The sequence below is a fragment of the Leeuwenhoekiella aestuarii genome (assembly GCF_004104055.1).
Classification (GTDB): Bacteria; Bacteroidota; Bacteroidia; order Flavobacteriales; family Flavobacteriaceae; genus Leeuwenhoekiella; species Leeuwenhoekiella aestuarii.
This window is the reverse complement of the sequence record NZ_QOVJ01000001.1, coordinates 748,903-765,073: the sequence shown is the minus strand read 5'-3', so window position 1 is coordinate 765,073 and position 16,171 is coordinate 748,903. Positions and strand designations below refer to the sequence as shown.

The 16,171-nt window shown below is 37.1% G+C and carries 13 protein-coding genes and 1 tRNA gene; 6 read left to right on the top strand and 8 right to left on the bottom strand.

Annotated features, from left to right (window positions below):
* Nucleotides 1-6: 6 nt before the first annotated feature.
* On the bottom strand, nt 7-3,123 hold the full coding sequence (locus tag DSM03_RS03455) for a SusC/RagA family TonB-linked outer membrane protein (RefSeq protein WP_128759615.1): 3,117 nt from the start codon (nt 3,121-3,123) through the stop codon (nt 7-9).
* Between the two features lie 269 nt (nt 3,124-3,392).
* On the opposite strand from DSM03_RS03455, the gene DSM03_RS03450 reads away from it, so the two are divergent.
* A complete protein-coding gene (locus DSM03_RS03450; protein ID WP_128759614.1) occupies nt 3,393-6,320 on the top strand; it encodes a helix-turn-helix and ligand-binding sensor domain-containing protein in 2,928 nt (975 codons plus the stop codon).
* A gap of 259 nt (nt 6,321-6,579) precedes the next feature.
* On the opposite strand, the gene DSM03_RS03445 is transcribed toward DSM03_RS03450, so the two are convergent.
* From DSM03_RS03445 to DSM03_RS03435, 3 genes are all read right to left on the bottom strand, one after another.
* A complete protein-coding gene (locus DSM03_RS03445) occupies nt 6,580-7,239 on the bottom strand; it encodes a sugar-binding protein (RefSeq protein ID WP_161567047.1) in 660 nt (219 codons plus the stop codon).
* A gap of 106 nt (nt 7,240-7,345) precedes the next feature.
* Nucleotides 7,346-7,419 (bottom strand) — tRNA-Ala (locus DSM03_RS03440).
* A gap of 44 nt (nt 7,420-7,463) precedes the next feature.
* A complete protein-coding gene (locus DSM03_RS03435) occupies nt 7,464-8,264 on the bottom strand; it encodes a universal stress protein (protein ID WP_161567046.1) in 801 nt (266 codons plus the stop codon).
* Nucleotides 8,265-8,309: 45 nt separating this feature from the next.
* Between DSM03_RS03435 and DSM03_RS03430 the strand changes: the two genes are divergently transcribed.
* Both DSM03_RS03430 and DSM03_RS03425 read left to right on the top strand, forming a co-directional pair.
* Entirely contained in the window at nt 8,310-8,813 is a 504-nt protein-coding gene (locus DSM03_RS03430; RefSeq protein WP_128759611.1) for a GNAT family N-acetyltransferase, read from the top strand.
* A gap of 42 nt (nt 8,814-8,855) precedes the next feature.
* Entirely contained in the window at nt 8,856-10,190 is a 1,335-nt protein-coding gene (locus tag DSM03_RS03425) for an MATE family efflux transporter (protein ID WP_128759610.1), read from the top strand.
* Between the two features lie 15 nt (nt 10,191-10,205).
* On the opposite strand, the gene DSM03_RS03420 is transcribed toward DSM03_RS03425, so the two are convergent.
* Entirely contained in the window at nt 10,206-10,853 is a 648-nt protein-coding gene (locus tag DSM03_RS03420) for a 2OG-Fe(II) oxygenase (protein ID WP_128759609.1), read from the bottom strand.
* A 209-nt stretch (nt 10,854-11,062) separates the two neighbouring features.
* Between DSM03_RS03420 and DSM03_RS18950 the strand changes: the two genes are divergently transcribed.
* From DSM03_RS18950 to DSM03_RS03410, 3 genes are read left to right on the top strand one after another with little or no spacing between them, the layout of a single operon-like run.
* Nucleotides 11,063-11,230 (top strand): hypothetical protein, encoded by a 168-nt coding sequence (locus DSM03_RS18950; protein ID WP_161567045.1) that lies wholly within the window; start codon nt 11,063-11,065, stop codon nt 11,228-11,230.
* Entirely contained in the window at nt 11,227-11,682 is a 456-nt protein-coding gene (locus DSM03_RS03415) for a 6-pyruvoyl trahydropterin synthase family protein (RefSeq protein WP_128759608.1), read from the top strand. Before DSM03_RS18950 ends, DSM03_RS03415 begins: the two co-directional genes overlap by 4 nt.
* A 33-nt stretch (nt 11,683-11,715) precedes the next feature.
* Nucleotides 11,716-12,495, top strand: a complete 780-nt coding sequence (locus tag DSM03_RS03410) for a UDP-2,3-diacylglucosamine diphosphatase (RefSeq protein ID WP_128759607.1) — start codon at nt 11,716-11,718, stop codon at nt 12,493-12,495.
* Here the strand turns inward: DSM03_RS03410 and DSM03_RS03405 are convergent.
* The 3 genes from DSM03_RS03405 to DSM03_RS03395 all read right to left on the bottom strand — a co-directional run bounded on the left by DSM03_RS03405 (nt 12,492) and on the right by DSM03_RS03395 (nt 16,142).
* A complete protein-coding gene (locus tag DSM03_RS03405) occupies nt 12,492-12,839 on the bottom strand; it encodes a hypothetical protein (RefSeq protein WP_128759606.1) in 348 nt (115 codons plus the stop codon). The genes DSM03_RS03410 and DSM03_RS03405 overlap by 4 nt on opposite strands.
* 61 nt (nt 12,840-12,900) lie before the next feature.
* Nucleotides 12,901-14,595 carry a single-stranded-DNA-specific exonuclease RecJ gene (recJ, locus tag DSM03_RS03400; RefSeq protein WP_128759605.1) on the bottom strand — a complete coding sequence of 565 codons (1,695 nt, stop codon included), beginning with the start codon at nt 14,593-14,595 and terminating at the stop codon, nt 12,901-12,903.
* On the bottom strand, nt 14,595-16,142 hold the full coding sequence (locus DSM03_RS03395) for a hypothetical protein (protein WP_128759604.1): 1,548 nt from the start codon (nt 16,140-16,142) through the stop codon (nt 14,595-14,597). Before DSM03_RS03395 ends, recJ begins: the two co-directional genes overlap by 1 nt.
* Nucleotides 16,143-16,171 lie beyond the last annotated feature (29 nt).

The window sequence follows — 16,171 nt, the reverse complement described above, 5'->3', positions numbered from 1 at the left end:
AGTTTTTTAAAATTGAATGTTAAGACCTACAAGTCCTGTTCTCGCCTGTGGATAAAACCCTCTGTCTATACCAAAAATGCCGCCCCCTATTTCAGGATCAAAACCGGTATACTTTGTGAACGTAAATAGATTTTCTCCCGTTAGGTAAACTCTTAAGCGGGTTAACCCTATATCTTCTATGACCTCCCGTTTAAGTGAATACCCTAATTGAACCGTTTTAATTCTTAAGTAATCTCCTTTTTCTAGGTAAAAATCAGATGGGTTCGTAAAGTTATTATTGCTATCTACGTTACTCAGGCGCGGGAATGTATTAGAGGTTCCTTCACCCGTCCAGCGGTTGAGAGCTTCTGTTTGATAGTTAGCATTGCTAATATCAAGACGTCTTAAACCCTGAAAGATCTTATTACCTGCAGCTCCTTGAGAAAACACCAGTAAATCAAAGTTTTTATAGTCAAGGTTTAAGGTCAGACCAAAGGTGTATTTAGGAATTGAACTACCTAAAAACTTTCGATCATCTGATGTTATAGAACCGTTGTCATCAACATCTTCATATCTAAAATCTCCAGGAACAGCATTAGGCTGAATAACGACTCCTTCAGAGTTTACATAAGAATCTATTTCCTGCTGATTTTGAAAAATTCCGCGAGTTTGAAAGCCAAAAAATGAATTGTAAGGCTGACCTAAAGCCGTTCTTGTTATAGGATAGGTACTAGACTGAAACCCGGCTCCACCAGATAAAAAGTCAATACCGTTACCTAAATAAACTACTTCGTTTTGTAGATAAGAAAGGTTTCCGTTTAGAGAAACATTGAGTTCCCCAAAAGTTTTAGAATATCCTAATTCTATATCAAAACCTTTGTTTACCATATCTGCAACATTTGCAGAAGGACTGCCGGTTGCACCTACATATCCAGGGAGACGTACATCTTGTAAGATACCTACTGTTTTTTTGTTGTAAAAATCAACAGTCATTGTAAGTTTATTGAAGAAACGCGCATCAAAACCTATGTTGCTTTGTCTGGTTTCTTCCCACTTAAGATCTGGGTTAGCCGGTGCATTAGGACTGTTACCTATTACCACTGCAGAAACGTTACCAAAGGTGTAATTTCGACCTGCACCTATTGTAGAAAGATACCTGAAGTCACCTATAGCGTCGCTACCAACAACACCATAACCTCCACGTAGTTTAAACTGATTTACAACATCATTTTCTTTCCAGAAATCTTCTTTTAAAGGATTCCATCCTAAAGAAAAAGATGGGAAAAAACCATACTTATTATTTGATCCAAAACGCGAAGAACCATCTCGGCGAACGATACCGGTTACCAGATACTTCTCTTTATAATTATAAGTAAGGCGTGAAAAAAGAGACGTTACTCTATGCTCTGTACCTATATAAGCACTTGCTATAATCTGATCATCAGGAACCTGAATAAAAGCAGCATCTTCTCTGTTATTTACAGGTATATCATTATAAGTTACCGTTTCTCCTTTGGTATCATTTTCTGAATAAGAACCTTGACCTAATAAAATGGTAAAGTCGTGATCACCTAACTCTTTAGTATAGGATAACGTGTTTTCAATATTCCAACCAAAACCTCTGTTTGTTGATCTCGAAATATTGTTTTGTGATACTACAGAAGAGGTATTTAAAAACGATACCGGGGTAAAACTCTCAGAACCATAGTAAGCTAATTTTCCTCCTAATGTACTTCTAAGGTTTAAACCCTCTAGCAGTTCTAGATTTACATAAACATTACCTACAAAATTATCTGCCCAGTTATAGTTACCCAATCTCGTCTGAATATAAGCCAGCGGGTTTGCCATTTCTTGAATCACAAGATTTGAAATTCCGTATGGATTTCCGTTGGGGTCTCTTACAACACCTGGATTTGTATATAAGCCAGAATTTGCAACCGCAGGATCTGTAATTATCAGAGGTGTTGTAGGGTCAAGGTTTATAGAAGAACTCAAAGGACCACCAAATTCACTATTTGTATTACCTATACCGGTACTTTTTTCATTAGAATACCCAATGGTTTCTCCAACAGTAATTATATCATTGATATGATGCGTAGAGTTTAAACGAATATTCTGTCGTTTATACTTAGAAATTTCTTTAGCAACTATCCCTTCCTGATCAAGATATCCAAAAGAGAGATAGAATGTAGACACTTCGTTTCCACCGCTTAAACTAAACTCGTGATTTTCCTTTTTAGCACTGTTATTAAAGATTACATCCTGCCAGTCTGTACCTTCACCAAGGTTTTGTGCATTAGGAAAAGGAAGTGAAAAATCCTGAGGCGATCCGTTGTAATCATTAGCGTACTTTTCATTAAATAAAGTTGCATACTCTGTAGCATTAAGAAGGTCGAGTTTGCGAGCAGGGCCAGACAAGCCCGTATACCCGTTATAACTAACGGTTAGTTTGCCCATCTTACCCTTTTTAGTCGTAACTAAAATTACACCTGCAGCAGCGCGTGCACCATAAATTGCCTGCGAAGCCGCATCTTTAAGCACTTCAATAGATTCGATATCAGATTGATTTAGATATCCTATTCCTCCGGCATCTACAATCACACCGTCTACTACCCATAACGGCTCGTTATTACCAAAACTGGTTATACCACGCACCCGTATAGTTGACGATGAGCCCGGTTGACCTGAGTTTGCCGCGATTGTAATTCCCGATGTTCTACCCTGTAACGATTGCTCAATACGGGTGACCGGTAAGCTCTCTAATTCACTAGCCTTAATGCTAGAAATAGCTCCGGTAACGACACTTTTCTTTTGTGTACCATATCCTACAACAACCACCTCATCAAGAGCAGCAGAATCTTCTTCTAAGGTAATTTGAATACTCGTTTGTTCTCCTACAGGTATTTCTACAGATTTAAATCCTATATAGGATACCATCAAGATATCTTGAGCTGTAGCTTCAATAGTAAAATTCCCGTCAAAATCTGTTTGTGTTCCCTCGTTTGTTCCTTTTACTAGAATAGTTGCCCCGGGTAACGGCATTGCATTAGCATCTAGTACAGTACCGGTAATTGTATTTACTTGCGCACTCAGAGAGCAAACTGCAAATAAAAACAGTACCAAAAAGTAGTTTTTAATTCTCATTCGATTAAAAGATTTGTTTGTTAAACAACTAAGACGAGAATTTTCCATTATCATATTCTTAACAATATGACACACGAAAACGTTTTCTTGTCAAAATTATGTAGCTCAAAACTATGATCTAATAATACTGTACTAAGAAAAAACACTACACTTGCATTACGTCACAATGTTAACGCAATACGTCACGCATACTTCAAAATCAAAATTAACACTGAAAATCAATAATTTACTATATTAAAAAAACATTAAATTTGTTAATAAAACTTATAATGATCATCATGCAGAACTATTTGATCTCAAAAAATTCAATTTATCTAAAGATTATCATTATTCTCCTGATAGTACCTTTTAGAGGTTTTGCGCAAAAAAACGATTCGTTTGAAAAGATAATTCCAAAAATCACCCGCTATACCCGTACTGATTTTGAGGCAGACGGACAGTTCTGGACTATGACGGAAGATGAAGATGGTATTTTATATTTTGGAAATAACGATGGTATTTTAATTTATGATGGTGAACGTTGGCAAAAGGTTGCTTTACCCAATCACTCTACTGTACGAAGCCTTATTAAAGATAAAAACAATGTGATTCACGCAGGTGGATATAACGAAATAGGTATTGTAAAGAAAAAATCAAATGGAACTTACTATTACCTTTCTCAAAATGACGATTTAGAAATAGAATCTGAGAATCTTGAGAATTTTTGGCAGGTGCATGAATTTAAAAACACGATTATTTATAGATCATTTAGTGAGCTCACTGTCCTTTCTAATAAGAATACTTCGCATATAAAAGCAAATGGAAACTTTTTGCATTCTGGTATAGTGAATACTCACTATTATGTGCAAGATCAAAATACGGGAATCTTTGAATTTGATCCTGAAAGCTTCAGCCTTCAAAAGCAATTTGATACTTCTATCATCAATAGCAGTATTGTTGCTTTTCTACCTTCTAAAACAATAGATGAGGTATTGATTGTTACTAAATCTGGCGAACTCTTTTTAGCAAACCGATCTACCCACCAACTTCAATTTTTAAAAAGTCTTTTCAGCAGAGATGAGCAAGAGCAGATTATAACTGCAACATTTTTTAAAGGAGATTACCTTTTAGGCACCTTATCTAGTAAAATTTTAAAACTAAATAGAGACTTTGACATAGAACCTAATCATGCCACCTTTGATAAACTGAGTAATTCTACAGTTTTAGCTATTTATCCTCAAGAAAAAAACAATCGCCTTTGGGTGTTAATGAATAATGGGATAGACCTGGTAGAATTTGATTCACCGGTATCGCAACTCTTTGACAACTCATCTATTGCAGATATGCATATTTATAAGAACATCTTATATCTGGCTACAAATACGGGTGTTTATTATGCACCTTTTAAAACGGAAGATTTTACTATTAAAGATTTAAGGTTCAAAAAAATTCCAGATCTAGAAGGGCAAGCGTGGTCTATTACAGAGGAAAATGGGGATGTGCTTGTAGGTCACGACAAAGGTCTTTTTAGATTGAATAATTTTCAACCGGAGCGCATAGGAAGCACTAATGGGATTTGGAAAATAGTTCCATTAAAAGGGTATACAGCTCAATATCTAGCTGCAGGATACTCTGGCTTATATCCTTTAAAATATAATGGCAAGTGGCAACTTGATGAAAAAATTAAAGGCTTTGATGAATCGAGTCGCGACATTTTGCAAATAGGTTCTACAAACAATTTATGGATCTGTCATGGATACAAAGGTGTCTATAAACTCAAGCTAGATGATCGTTTAGACCGTGTATATGCCTTAGAACATTATACAGATCAAAACGGACTTCAATCGTCATTCAATGTAAATGTAGCTTTGTATAATGATGTTATTGTATTTACCACAAATACGGGTATTTATACTTTTAACGAAGAGACTTCAAAGTTCACACCTTACAAACCTTTAAACGTACTGCTAAACCCAAAATTGAATACACGTAAACTGCTACAACAAGACTCACGAGTGTGGTTTGTACAGGATGATGAGGTGGGATACTTTGACACTGATAATAAAAATAAAGAACTTCAAAAAAATCTTTTTTTAAACCTAAAAGGAAATTTAAACCGAGGTATGGAAAGCATTCTACCTCTAACAGATCAACGGGTTTTGATAGGAGCGACCAATGGTGTTTTTTTATACGACCTTGAAGAAAAAGCTGCTGAAGCTGCAAAAACTAAAATTACACGGGTTTACCTTCAGGGTAAAAATCAAACGACATCTTTTTTAAGTTTAGAAAATAATGAGCAATTGCCTAATGCTGTAGATGTCTTGAGATTTGAATTTGCCGCGCCGGGTCTCACCCCCTCTTCTCAAAAAGAATTTCAGTATAAATTAGAAGGCATAGATACAGACTGGTCTGTGTGGTCTACAAACCCTTTTAAAGAGTATACTCATCCCAATGGAGGTGATTATACTTTTAAAGTGCGTGCGCGTAATTATATGGGGCAAGCAGCAGAAGAGACTTCGTTAAGTTTTACCATACCACACCCATGGTATCAAACCAACCTCGCTTATTTAGTATATATCTTGATTTTGTTTGTGATTACATTTATAATCATAAAACTGGTCAATAAAAAAATCGAAAAAGAACGTCAAAAAGAAAAATTAGCCGCCCATAAATCAAAAAAATTACTCGAATTAGAGATTGAACAACTTAAACTTGAGAAAGACAAAGCTCGAATTAAAAAAGATAAAGAACAGCTGGAAGAGGACAATCTCATTAAGAGTAAAGAACTTGCAAATTATACGATGCTTCTCGTTAAAAAGAAAGAGATTTTTACCGACACATTTAATGCATTAAAAGACTTTAGAAACTCATTAAAAACACAAGCTGCGCGTAAAAGACTGCAAGAGGTTCTCTTCAATCTTAATCAACATAGAATGGGTGAAGAATACTTAAATGTATTTGATGTTCACTTCGAAAAAGTACATCAAAACTTCTTCAATCAACTTAAAGAAATTGACCCTAGTATTACAAAAAGAGAATTGCGCTTGTGTGCGTTTGTTAAAATGAACCTTACTAACAAAGAAATTGCGCCGCTACTGAATATTTCTACCCGAGGAGTTGAAACTGCCCGATATAGAATACGCAAAAAACTCAATATCAATGATGAAAGTTTCAACGCGTATCTAGAGAACCTGGCAGAAACACAAAGTATTAATTAAAAAACCCGACACCTTTAAAGCATCAGGCTTTTATAATATTTAAAGGAGTTTCAGACAAATTACAGAGTTCTTAAAATTATTTGCCGTATTCTGCTTTCATCCAATCACAAGGCTTTCTAATTCATCAACATCCTAAGAAGCACGTATATTTAAGCTTAACAAGGCTCATTGAATTTTTCTTATTCGACAAAGCTTTTCAAGAATCGGTAATGTTTCCTATTGATATTATCAATACAGAAAAGTATCAACAATATTTAGACTAAATCTCAAATCTGAATATCCCAAAAGATTCAGGAATATGAAAGTCAGGCTCAGGATTTTTAGGATCTACCCAGGTTATCCAGGTTGGATGGTTATGACCGGCATCGTCTGTCTTGTATTTTGCACGATAGACACCTATTTCCATAAAAGTTCCTTCGGAATCCTTCTTGAGTAACTGGAGTTCTTCTAAAGATTGAAGACTAATTTTTCCTTCCACTGAAAAGCACTCGTTTAGAATTTCAGATCTAACTTCAAGCTCCCCTTCTGGCCAATTCCAGCTTAGATCAAAATCACGATTAGGCATCGCTTTAAAATCCATAATACGCGGTTGCGTATCAATTTCCAGACAATAGTAAGGGCTTAATTTTGAATCAACTCTCATAAAAAGCTCCACTCGATCAGATGCTGCAATGCTGGCTTTACTGTCATCTTTCAGTTCAGTAAATACGGCACCGTCGTGCACGTTAAAACTAAAATAAAAGAATTCTGAATCGTATAGAGCTCTGAAAACAATAGGCTTTATAGGCGCTGCATCCCAAGGTGAAACAAAATCTTCTAGCTTGTTTGCAACAGACCATTGTGTAGCATCACATTTGCCGGTAATCACTAACGACTGAGACGCAATATGCTTGACTTTATATTCTGAATTATTCATCATTTCCATCAACTAAAATAGTGAAATTACCCATTTAGAAATTAAAATATTGCGTGCAAATAAAAAAGGGTTTCCAGATCAAAACTCTGGAAACCCTTGTAAACACTAGTGGAGAAGATGGGGCTCGAACCCACGACCTCTTGACTGCCAGTCAAGCACTCTAGCCAACTGAGCTACATCCCCAATTATAGCGGAGTAAATATAAATTAAATTGCTTTTATAATAGGCTATTGTTTTTCTTTTAAAACCAACAGCGGAATTCTACTTTCAAACACAGATTTCTTTACAGAATTATCATCCCAAAGCTTTTCAAAAAAGCCACGCTTACGCTTAAAAACACAAAGCATATCAGGGTTGTTTGCATTTAAATGCTCTAATAAACCTTGAAAAACAGTTGCATTTTCTGAAGATTTATACATATCCACAAGTTCTCCTAAATTAGCATCAAACTCAGAATCTTCCGGTAAATATTCTGGGGTTTTTATCTGTAACAAGCGCAAATCTGCCTTATAACGCTTCTTAATTATACGCAAAGGATCTAGAGTCGTTTTATCATTTACAATACCAGATTTTACAGCCATTAATATACGTGAGATTGGTTTATAAGTATAATCAACCGGTACTACTAAAACAGCGGTTTCTGTTTCACGAAGAAGACTACCTGCTGTTTTTCCTAAAAAGTTAGCTTGGTTAATATTGTGATGTTTTGGTGTCAAAACGATAAGATCAAGATTGGTCTTTTGGTGAAATTTACCCACAGTTTCTACCCAGTCATCTCCTTCAAGCGGTTTTACTCGTATTTTTACGCCTTCAGTATTATAAGCGGTTAATTCTTCTTTTATTTCTTGTTCTGCTATTTGAGCCATTTTGAGACTTTTAGCAGGTAATCCTCCTGAACGCCCGGGCTCTTTGTAAAGTTTAGAAACATAGAGTGTCGCCTTAAGCACACGCGCCAATTCTAAAATATAAGTAACATTCGTGTTAGAAACCACACTGTGATCGCCAAGGGGAAGGAAAATAGTTTTCATCTTTAGAAGCTTTATCTCAATTTTGGACAAAATTAAAGCTTCTAAATGATACGAAAAGCAAATCTCTCGCAAATAGATGAAATACTTCAACTTACACGCGCATGTGCCAAGGCTATGATTGCAAAAGGTATTTTTCAGTGGAACGAGCATTACCCTTCTCGCAATGCTTTTGAAGATGATATTAAACGAGACGAATTATTTGTTTTCACAAAAAACGATTGCATCTTAGGTACAGTAGTGGTTTCAACCTTAAAAGATGATATCTACAATGCGATTACTTGGTTGACTCCTGCAGATGCTCACAGCGTCTATATACATCGGCTGGCAGTACATCCCGATTTTCAAGGGCAAGGTATCGCTCAACAATTGATGCAGTTTGCAGAAGATTACGCTCGTGAAAACGGTTTTCTTTCGGTGCGTCTGGATACATTCAGTAAAAATAACCGCAACAATACTTTTTATACGAAGCGAGGCTATGAGAAGCTCGATCCGGTTTATTTCCCTAAACAAAGTGAGTTTCCGTTCTATTGCTACGAGCTGGTTTTGTAAAACCTAATTAAGAAAGAGTAATTTCGCAGCAACCTGCTATTTATGTCTAAAAACAATCCACTTTCCTTTAAAAACATCAACCGCTTGGCGGTTCCGGCATTACTCGCGGGTATCGCAGAACCTATACTTTCTGCAACAGATGCAGCTGTAGTGGGTAATGTGCCTGAGCAGGCTACCGAAGTACTCGCAGCAGTAGGTATTGTGGGTTCGTTTCTATCGGCACTCATCTGGATTCTAGGACAAACACGAAGTGCCTTACAGGCAATTATCTCGCAATATTATGGTGCTGATAAAATAAATGAAATCAGCACACTACCCGCTCAGGCGATCTATTTCAACATTCTGTTAAGCGCTATTATCCTAGTTACTACGCTTCCGTTTATTGAAAGTATTTTTTCGCTTTATAATGCCTCAGGACTCATTCTTGACTATTGTGTACAATATTATTCCATTAGGGCTTGGGGTTTTCCGCTAACACTCTTCACCTTTGCTATTTTTGGCATTTTTAGAGGGTTGCAAAATACCTTCTGGCCTATGGTTGTTGCGATAATTGGGGCTGTTGTAAATATTCTGCTTGATTTTATTTTAGTTTACGGAATTGATGGCTACATCCCTGCGATGCAGATTGAAGGTGCTGCTTATGCCAGTTTAAGCGCTCAGGCGCTTATGGCTGTTTTATCGCTGATTTTGGTTCTGATTAAAACCGATGTAAGTCTGAAGCTGAAATTCCCTATTCATCCGGAATTGTGGCGACTCATGGGTATGGCGCTCAATCTTTTTGTACGGACTATAGCGTTGAATCTGGCTCTCTATCTGGCCAATTCTTTTGCTACAGATTATGGGGCCTCGTACATTGCTGCACAAACCATTCTGATCAACATCTGGTTGTTTTCAGCATTTTTTATTGACGGATATGCGGCTGCAGGGAACATATTAGCCGGTCGTTTTCTGGGAGCAAAAGATTATACCAGCCTCTGGGAACTGAGTAAAAAATTAAGTAAATACAGCCTGATCATTGCAGGAGGACTTATGCTGCTTTCAGCGATACTTTATGAACCGTTAGGGCTTATTTTCAGTAAAGAGCCTGAAGTGATTGCACGATTTACAGCACTGTTTTTTGTAGTGATTTTGATGCAACCCCTCAACGCTTTAGCTTTTATTTTTGATGGAATTTTTAAAGGAATGGGTGAGATGAAATACCTGCGTAACGTTTTGATGGCCGCTACCTTTTTTGGTTTTGTACCTGCTATTTTTATAGGTGACTATTTTGGCCTGAAGCTTTACGCTGTTTGGATCGCATTTTCGGTATGGATGCTGGTTCGTAGTGGAGCATTAATTCTAAATTTCAGAAAACGCTTTAAACCGAAGGTAACTTAGTGCTGTTTACTGAAATTACCTCGTCTTCAACCATCCGGTAATACTCAAACGTTCAGAATTTAAAACCGGTTTTACCTCGTGTTCTAAAATCTGACTTTCAAAAATAACTACACGTCCCGGTCTGGGGATGATGTCTAAAGCCTGTTCACCGGTCTCATCTGGCAGATAAAGCGTGAGTTCACCACCATTACTAGCCAACCAGCTTGCATCATTTAAATAACAAACCATAGAAAGTTTACGACGAGAATCATTCTGAAAGGTGTCTAGGTGACGCTTGTAAAAAGTCCCTTTAGGATAAACAGCATAATGAAATTCTTTCTGCAAAATCCCTAAAAAGCAAGTACGGTTTAAATAAGCTACCAAGTCATTTATCTTACTGAAAAACAAGCATTCTTCGGCGCGACCTTCTGCTTCATTGATCCATTTGATAAAATCTCCACGAATACTTTTATCTATCTCTTCATTAAACTTGTTACCAATTGCTGCTTTCTTAAAACAGTCTGCCTCATAAACCATCTTAAGGGACTGTCGTAATTCCTCAATTTCTTCAGCAGTAAAAAAATCATCAACAATAGCATATTTCTGATCTAATAACGAGGTTATAACCTGCTCATATACTGTATTTTCAACAAAATCTACCTGTTCAAAAAGCTGTGTACTCATGCCTGCAAATAACGTCCAAAAAACCTTGCGGATTTCGCAATTTTTAAGCCTTTGATTATTTTCTAGGTACGCCCAATATACTTTGTTACTTTTGCCTAATTAATCCACATTTACGGTATGGAAGTTTTAGAGTTTTTAAGCGGTACAGGAATTTATCTGATTTTTGCGATTGCGCTTATTGTAGTTGTACTTGTTAGAAAATTTAAAAAATGAAAAAGGTATTCTGCACACTCTTTTTAGACGAAGAAAAGGGCAGTACCTTTTATGAACTAGGGTATTTTATAGGGAGTAATTTATTCTATATTTTACTCTTTATTGTTTTAGTATTAGCAGGTATTTATGGCTTAAAGGCATTCCGTAAAAACAAACTTAAATGAGCAATATTCGTATTACCAAGCAGTTTTCTTTTGAAACCGGTCACGCGCTTTACGGCTATGACGGTAAATGTCGCAACGTGCACGGCCACAGTTATAAACTCTCTGTCACCGTGATCGGGACTCCTATTTCTGATACTCAAAACGTTAAGTTTGGCATGGTGATAGACTTTGGAGATCTCAAGAAAATCGTAAAAGGAGAGATCGTAGATGTTTTTGATCATGCAACTGTTTTCAACAAAAACACACCGCACGTTGAACTGGCAAAAGAACTATCTGACCGCGGGCATAATGTACTTCTTGTAGATTATCAACCTACCAGTGAAATGATGGTTATAGATTTTGCTGAAAAAATTCAAAAACACTTACCTCAAAATATTAAACTGTTTTCTTTAAAGCTTCAGGAAACAGACAGCAGCTTTGCTGAGTGGTACGCTTCAGATAACACAAATTAAAAGGATAAAAGGGATTTAGCCTAAATTTACAGCATGAAGCAACCCGTAGTTCAACTCACAATCCCTGAAGATAAAAAGGTCTATTTTTCTAGCGACAATCATTTGGGAGCTCCTGATGCTGCAGCGAGTAAACCCCGGGAAAAAAAGTTCGTTTCCTGGTTGAATGCGATAGAAAAAGATGCTGCTGCAATTTTTTTACTGGGAGATCTTTTTGATTTTTGGTTTGAATATAAAACCGTTGTTCCTAAAGGTTTTGTACGAGTTTTGGGCAAATTAGCGCAACTGCGTGATGCTGGTATTCCTATCTATTTTTTTGTGGGTAATCATGATTTATGGATGAAAGATTACTTCAAAACTGAACTCGATATTCCGGTTTATCACAGTCCACAGGTTTTTGAATTGAATGCAAAGCGCTTTTTTATAGGTCACGGTGATGGTCTGGGTCCTGGAGATAAAGGCTATAAACGCATGAAGAAAGTATTTACTTCTCCATTTTTTCAATGGTTGTTTAGGTGGGTACATCCTGATATTGGTGTGCGCGTGGCACAGCACCTCTCAGTAAAAAACAAGTTGATTAGTGGTGATGACGATCAGAAATTCTTGGGAGAAGAAAATGAGTGGCTTGCTACGTACGCAAAGCGAAAATTAGAAACCGCTCACTACGATTATTTCATTTTTGGCCACAGACACCTACCCATGACTATTGAAGTGGGTAAAAATGCAACGTATTACAATCTGGGCGACTGGATTAATTTCTACACCTACGGCATTTTTGACGGAAAAAGTTTTGAACTGAAAACTTTTGAAGGTTAGTTAAGTGCCGTTTGCATAAATGCCTGCATTTCCATTCTTAAAATAGTCTGATCCAGAAGATCTTGTATTTCATAAACCTCTTGACGGCTTACTGCGAGATCTACATCATTTAACGGTGTTTTGAGTAACAAAGACCTGCAATCACGAGGCGCAGGACAGTCGTTACAAGGTTGTTGTGCCAGGCTTGCTTCACTTAAATATGCAAATTCTTTGAGCTGATCTAGAGTAAAATAAAAACCCATATCCCTAAAAATAACCTGAGCTTTTAATGTGCCTTGTTTTGAAGTTTTCCAGTAAAAAGCGATCCCACTTTCATTGCGGTAGATGATATCAATGTTTTTCATAGCTGCCGATTTATAACAAATATAAAAAACTAATTTAGAACAAATCTAAATAGATTGTGAATTATTCCTGAATATCCCGTAGTTTGAGTTGAATACTCACATTGCCATTCCATTCGTTCAGGTCAAGAGAATACGCGGCTTTAAAAGTTTTTTTATGCTGAATCAAGTCGCATTTATCTCCTAAATTAAAACCGATTGCTCCTACAGTTGTATTATTTCCGGTTTGTGTAACGGCGCATTTTAAATGTGCTTCATCTGCACCTACACACTTGCCATACCCCGTATCTTTAAGTTTATCAGTCATAAAGACAGGCGTCATATTCCCGGGGCCAAAAGGCGCAAACTGCCGAAGAATACGATAGAATTTTGGCGTAATTTCATCTAGATCTAATTCTGCATCTATTGAGATCTCTGGTATGAGTAAACGCTCATCAATAGAACTGCTCACAACTTCTTCAAACTTATTTTTAAAATCTTCATATTGGTCTTCGCCAAGTGTAAGACCCGCTGCATATTTATGACCACCAAATTGCTCTATATATTCTTTGCAAGAATCCAGTGCTTCATAAACATCAAAACCTTTTACAGATCGTGCGCTGGCAGCAAGTTTTTCACCACTTTTTGTAAACACCAGAGTTGGTCTGTAATACGTTTCAGTAAGACGCGAAGCCACAATACCTATCACACCTTTGTGCCAGTTTTCCTGAAAAACTACGGTTGTTTTACGGTTTTCTTCTTTGTTCGTTACTATTTGTGAAAGTGCTTCTTCAGTAATTACTTTATCGAGATCTTTTCGCTCTGCATTAAAACCTTCTATACCCGCTGCCATTTCCTGAGCTCTTGTATAATCTTGTTCGGTAAGCAATTCTACTGCGTGCAGCCCATGTTTAATTCGTCCTGCTGCGTTGATGCGCGGTGCGATAATAAAAACAACATCGGTAATGGTGAGTGTATCTTTATTTACATGTTCTATCAAAGCCTGTATACCGGTGCGCGGTAACGTATTGATCACGTCCAGACCATAAAAGGCCAAAACCCGATTCTCTCCGGTAATGGGTACAATATCTGCTCCTATTGCTGTAGCTACCAAATCAAGATAAGGCACCAAAGTTTTAACGGGTAAGCCTTTTTGTTGCTCAATCGCTTGTATCAACTTAAAGCCTACACCACAACCACACAACTCTTTATAGGGATAGTCGCAATCTTCACGTTTAGGGTCTAAAACTGCAACTGCATCGGGTATCTCAGCACCCGGACGGTGGTGATCACAAATAATAAAATCAATACCTAATTTTTTAGCATAGTCAACTTTCTCTATAGCCTTAACCCCACAATCTAATGCGATGATTAAAGTCACGTCATTGTCATGTGCATAGTCTATCCCTGAGTATGAAACGCCATAACCTTCGGCATAGCGATCTGGAATGTAGGTCGCCACCTGCGGGTAGTGACTGCGTAAATAACTACTCATTAGCGCAACACTCGTGGTACCGTCTACATCGTAATCCCCATAAACCAGAATATTTTCGCCCTGCGCTATCGCAAGAATAATACGATCTACAGCAAGATCCATGTCTTTCATCAAAAACGGATCGTGTAAATCATCTAAAGAAGGTCTAAAGAATTTTTTTGCTTTCTCATAGGTGTCAACACCTCGTTGTTGCAAGAGCGCTGCTATTTTAAAAGGTATTTGTAAAGATTCGGCAAATGATTGTACCGTTTGTGTATCAGGTGTTGGTTTTAGCGTCCAGCGCATTAATCTAAATTTACTTTAAGGATCCAGGCCTCTTCGAGGTCTTTTAATTTTCTATATTCTAGTAACCGCTCATACAAGGCATCGGGGTCTTTGCTATAATCTAAATAGATATAGTGATAGTTATTAGCAGGATTCACAAAACGCACAGGTGAAAGACCTTTTAACTGCATCTTTTCTTTCCACTTTAAAGCATAGTTGCGTTTAGAAAAAACGTGATTTACTACATAATATCCTGAGTTCATACCCGGCACTCGTAAGGTAGGAACCTTTAGCATTTCTGCTAAGGCAGCATTTCTCGAGTTTACTATTCTTTCTCCATCTTTACCATATAACTGCACATCTTCTTGCGAAGTTGTTTCTTTTTGCTGAATTTCTTCAGCTATTTTCTCTTGAGCCGGTTTAATGATTGTATCTGGCTTGCCTTCTACAACCACCCGCTGATAATAATCAGTACTAATTTCAGTCTGAAATGCACTAAAAAAAACAAACAGTCGATCTGATTCTGTTTTAAATTGAAGCTTCACCTGTTTTGCATCATTAGAAATCACTTCGTTATTTTTATTAGGGATTTGCACCTTAGCTAAATCAAAACCTAATGTATTCAGGTTTGCTGGAATACGATCGGTATATTTTTGGTCTTTAATAGTTATGCTGCTATTGAAAAAATTATTAGCATATCGTACCCTGCTTTTTAAAGGAATATATTCTTCGGTATCTTCTTTAAAAACCGATACACCATCTCCAGATAAAATCAAATCGCCTTCTAAAGCCGCCAGTGTAACCGAAGTTTTAACATTACCACGCTCTACTGCTCTAAAGTTTTTAAAGTTTAGCTCTTGGGTATTTTCTAGTTTTATAAAACTAAAACCATGATAACCTGTAAAATACTGTAAAGGTTCTGTATCATCTTCATAAATTAAATAAAGCATCCAGCCGGCAGAACTCCCCCCATACATATAGCCTTCTAATGCTATGACGTTTGCCAATGTAAAGGAGCCTGATGCTGCGTTTTTACTAACTAATAAATCTGTAATATCGCTATAGCAAACATAAGGAGCCGCGTTTCTGAGTTCGGTAATTTCATCTCGCATACCATCATAAATGACTTCTCCCTGAACTTGAGTATACCCGTTGCTCCCAGGAAAACTAAGTTTAACTAAATCAAAAGGGCGGTCTCTTTTCTTCTTAATATTGTACACTATTCTATTGCCACGGGTTTTCTGTTTTCCTCTAGCTCCGGGATAGGTTGCAGCCCAGTATAGGCCAGCATATTTAATTTTTGCACCTGCCGGAATATCCACACTAGCAGTACTTGAACTAAAGGTTTCAGGATCAGCATCAATATCTATGTAGACCATTTCTGTGCGATCATTCAATCCCTTTGGACGCACATATGCTTTAGTAGCATGTTCACTTAAAATGGTATTGCCTATAACGCGTGTATCTCCTTTGAGGTAAAATTCATTAACGCGTCTAAAAGGTTCCCCCTGACTAAAACAACTTGCAGAAAAAACAAGAAAGGAGAAGGCTAATATTTTGATGTTCATACTATTGAAGTTAAACTTGGGAATAGACA

Bases quoted from the DNA above. Each gene is read 5' to 3' on its own strand.
- DSM03_RS03455 (WP_128759615.1), bottom strand. From the start codon at position 3,123: ATGAGAATTAAAAACTACTTTTTGGTACTGTTTTTATTTGCAGTTTGC.
- DSM03_RS03450 (WP_128759614.1), top strand. From the start codon at position 3,393: ATGATCATCATGCAGAACTATTTGATCTCAAAAAATTCAATTTATCTA.
- DSM03_RS03445 (WP_161567047.1), bottom strand. From the start codon at position 7,239: ATGATGAATAATTCAGAATATAAAGTCAAGCATATTGCGTCTCAGTCG.
- DSM03_RS03435 (WP_161567046.1), bottom strand. From the start codon at position 8,264: ATGAAAACTATTTTCCTTCCCCTTGGCGATCACAGTGTGGTTTCTAAC.
- DSM03_RS03430 (WP_128759611.1), top strand. From the start codon at position 8,310: ATGATACGAAAAGCAAATCTCTCGCAAATAGATGAAATACTTCAACTT.
- DSM03_RS03425 (WP_128759610.1), top strand. From the start codon at position 8,856: ATGTCTAAAAACAATCCACTTTCCTTTAAAAACATCAACCGCTTGGCG.
- DSM03_RS03420 (WP_128759609.1), bottom strand. From the start codon at position 10,853: ATGAGTACACAGCTTTTTGAACAGGTAGATTTTGTTGAAAATACAGTA.
- DSM03_RS18950 (WP_161567045.1), top strand. From the start codon at position 11,063: ATGAAAAAGGTATTCTGCACACTCTTTTTAGACGAAGAAAAGGGCAGT.
- DSM03_RS03415 (WP_128759608.1), top strand. From the start codon at position 11,227: ATGAGCAATATTCGTATTACCAAGCAGTTTTCTTTTGAAACCGGTCAC.
- DSM03_RS03410 (WP_128759607.1), top strand. From the start codon at position 11,716: ATGAAGCAACCCGTAGTTCAACTCACAATCCCTGAAGATAAAAAGGTC.
- DSM03_RS03405 (WP_128759606.1), bottom strand. From the start codon at position 12,839: ATGAAAAACATTGATATCATCTACCGCAATGAAAGTGGGATCGCTTTT.
- recJ (WP_128759605.1), bottom strand. From the start codon at position 14,595: ATGCGCTGGACGCTAAAACCAACACCTGATACACAAACGGTACAATCA.
- DSM03_RS03395 (WP_128759604.1), bottom strand. From the start codon at position 16,142: ATGAACATCAAAATATTAGCCTTCTCCTTTCTTGTTTTTTCTGCAAGT.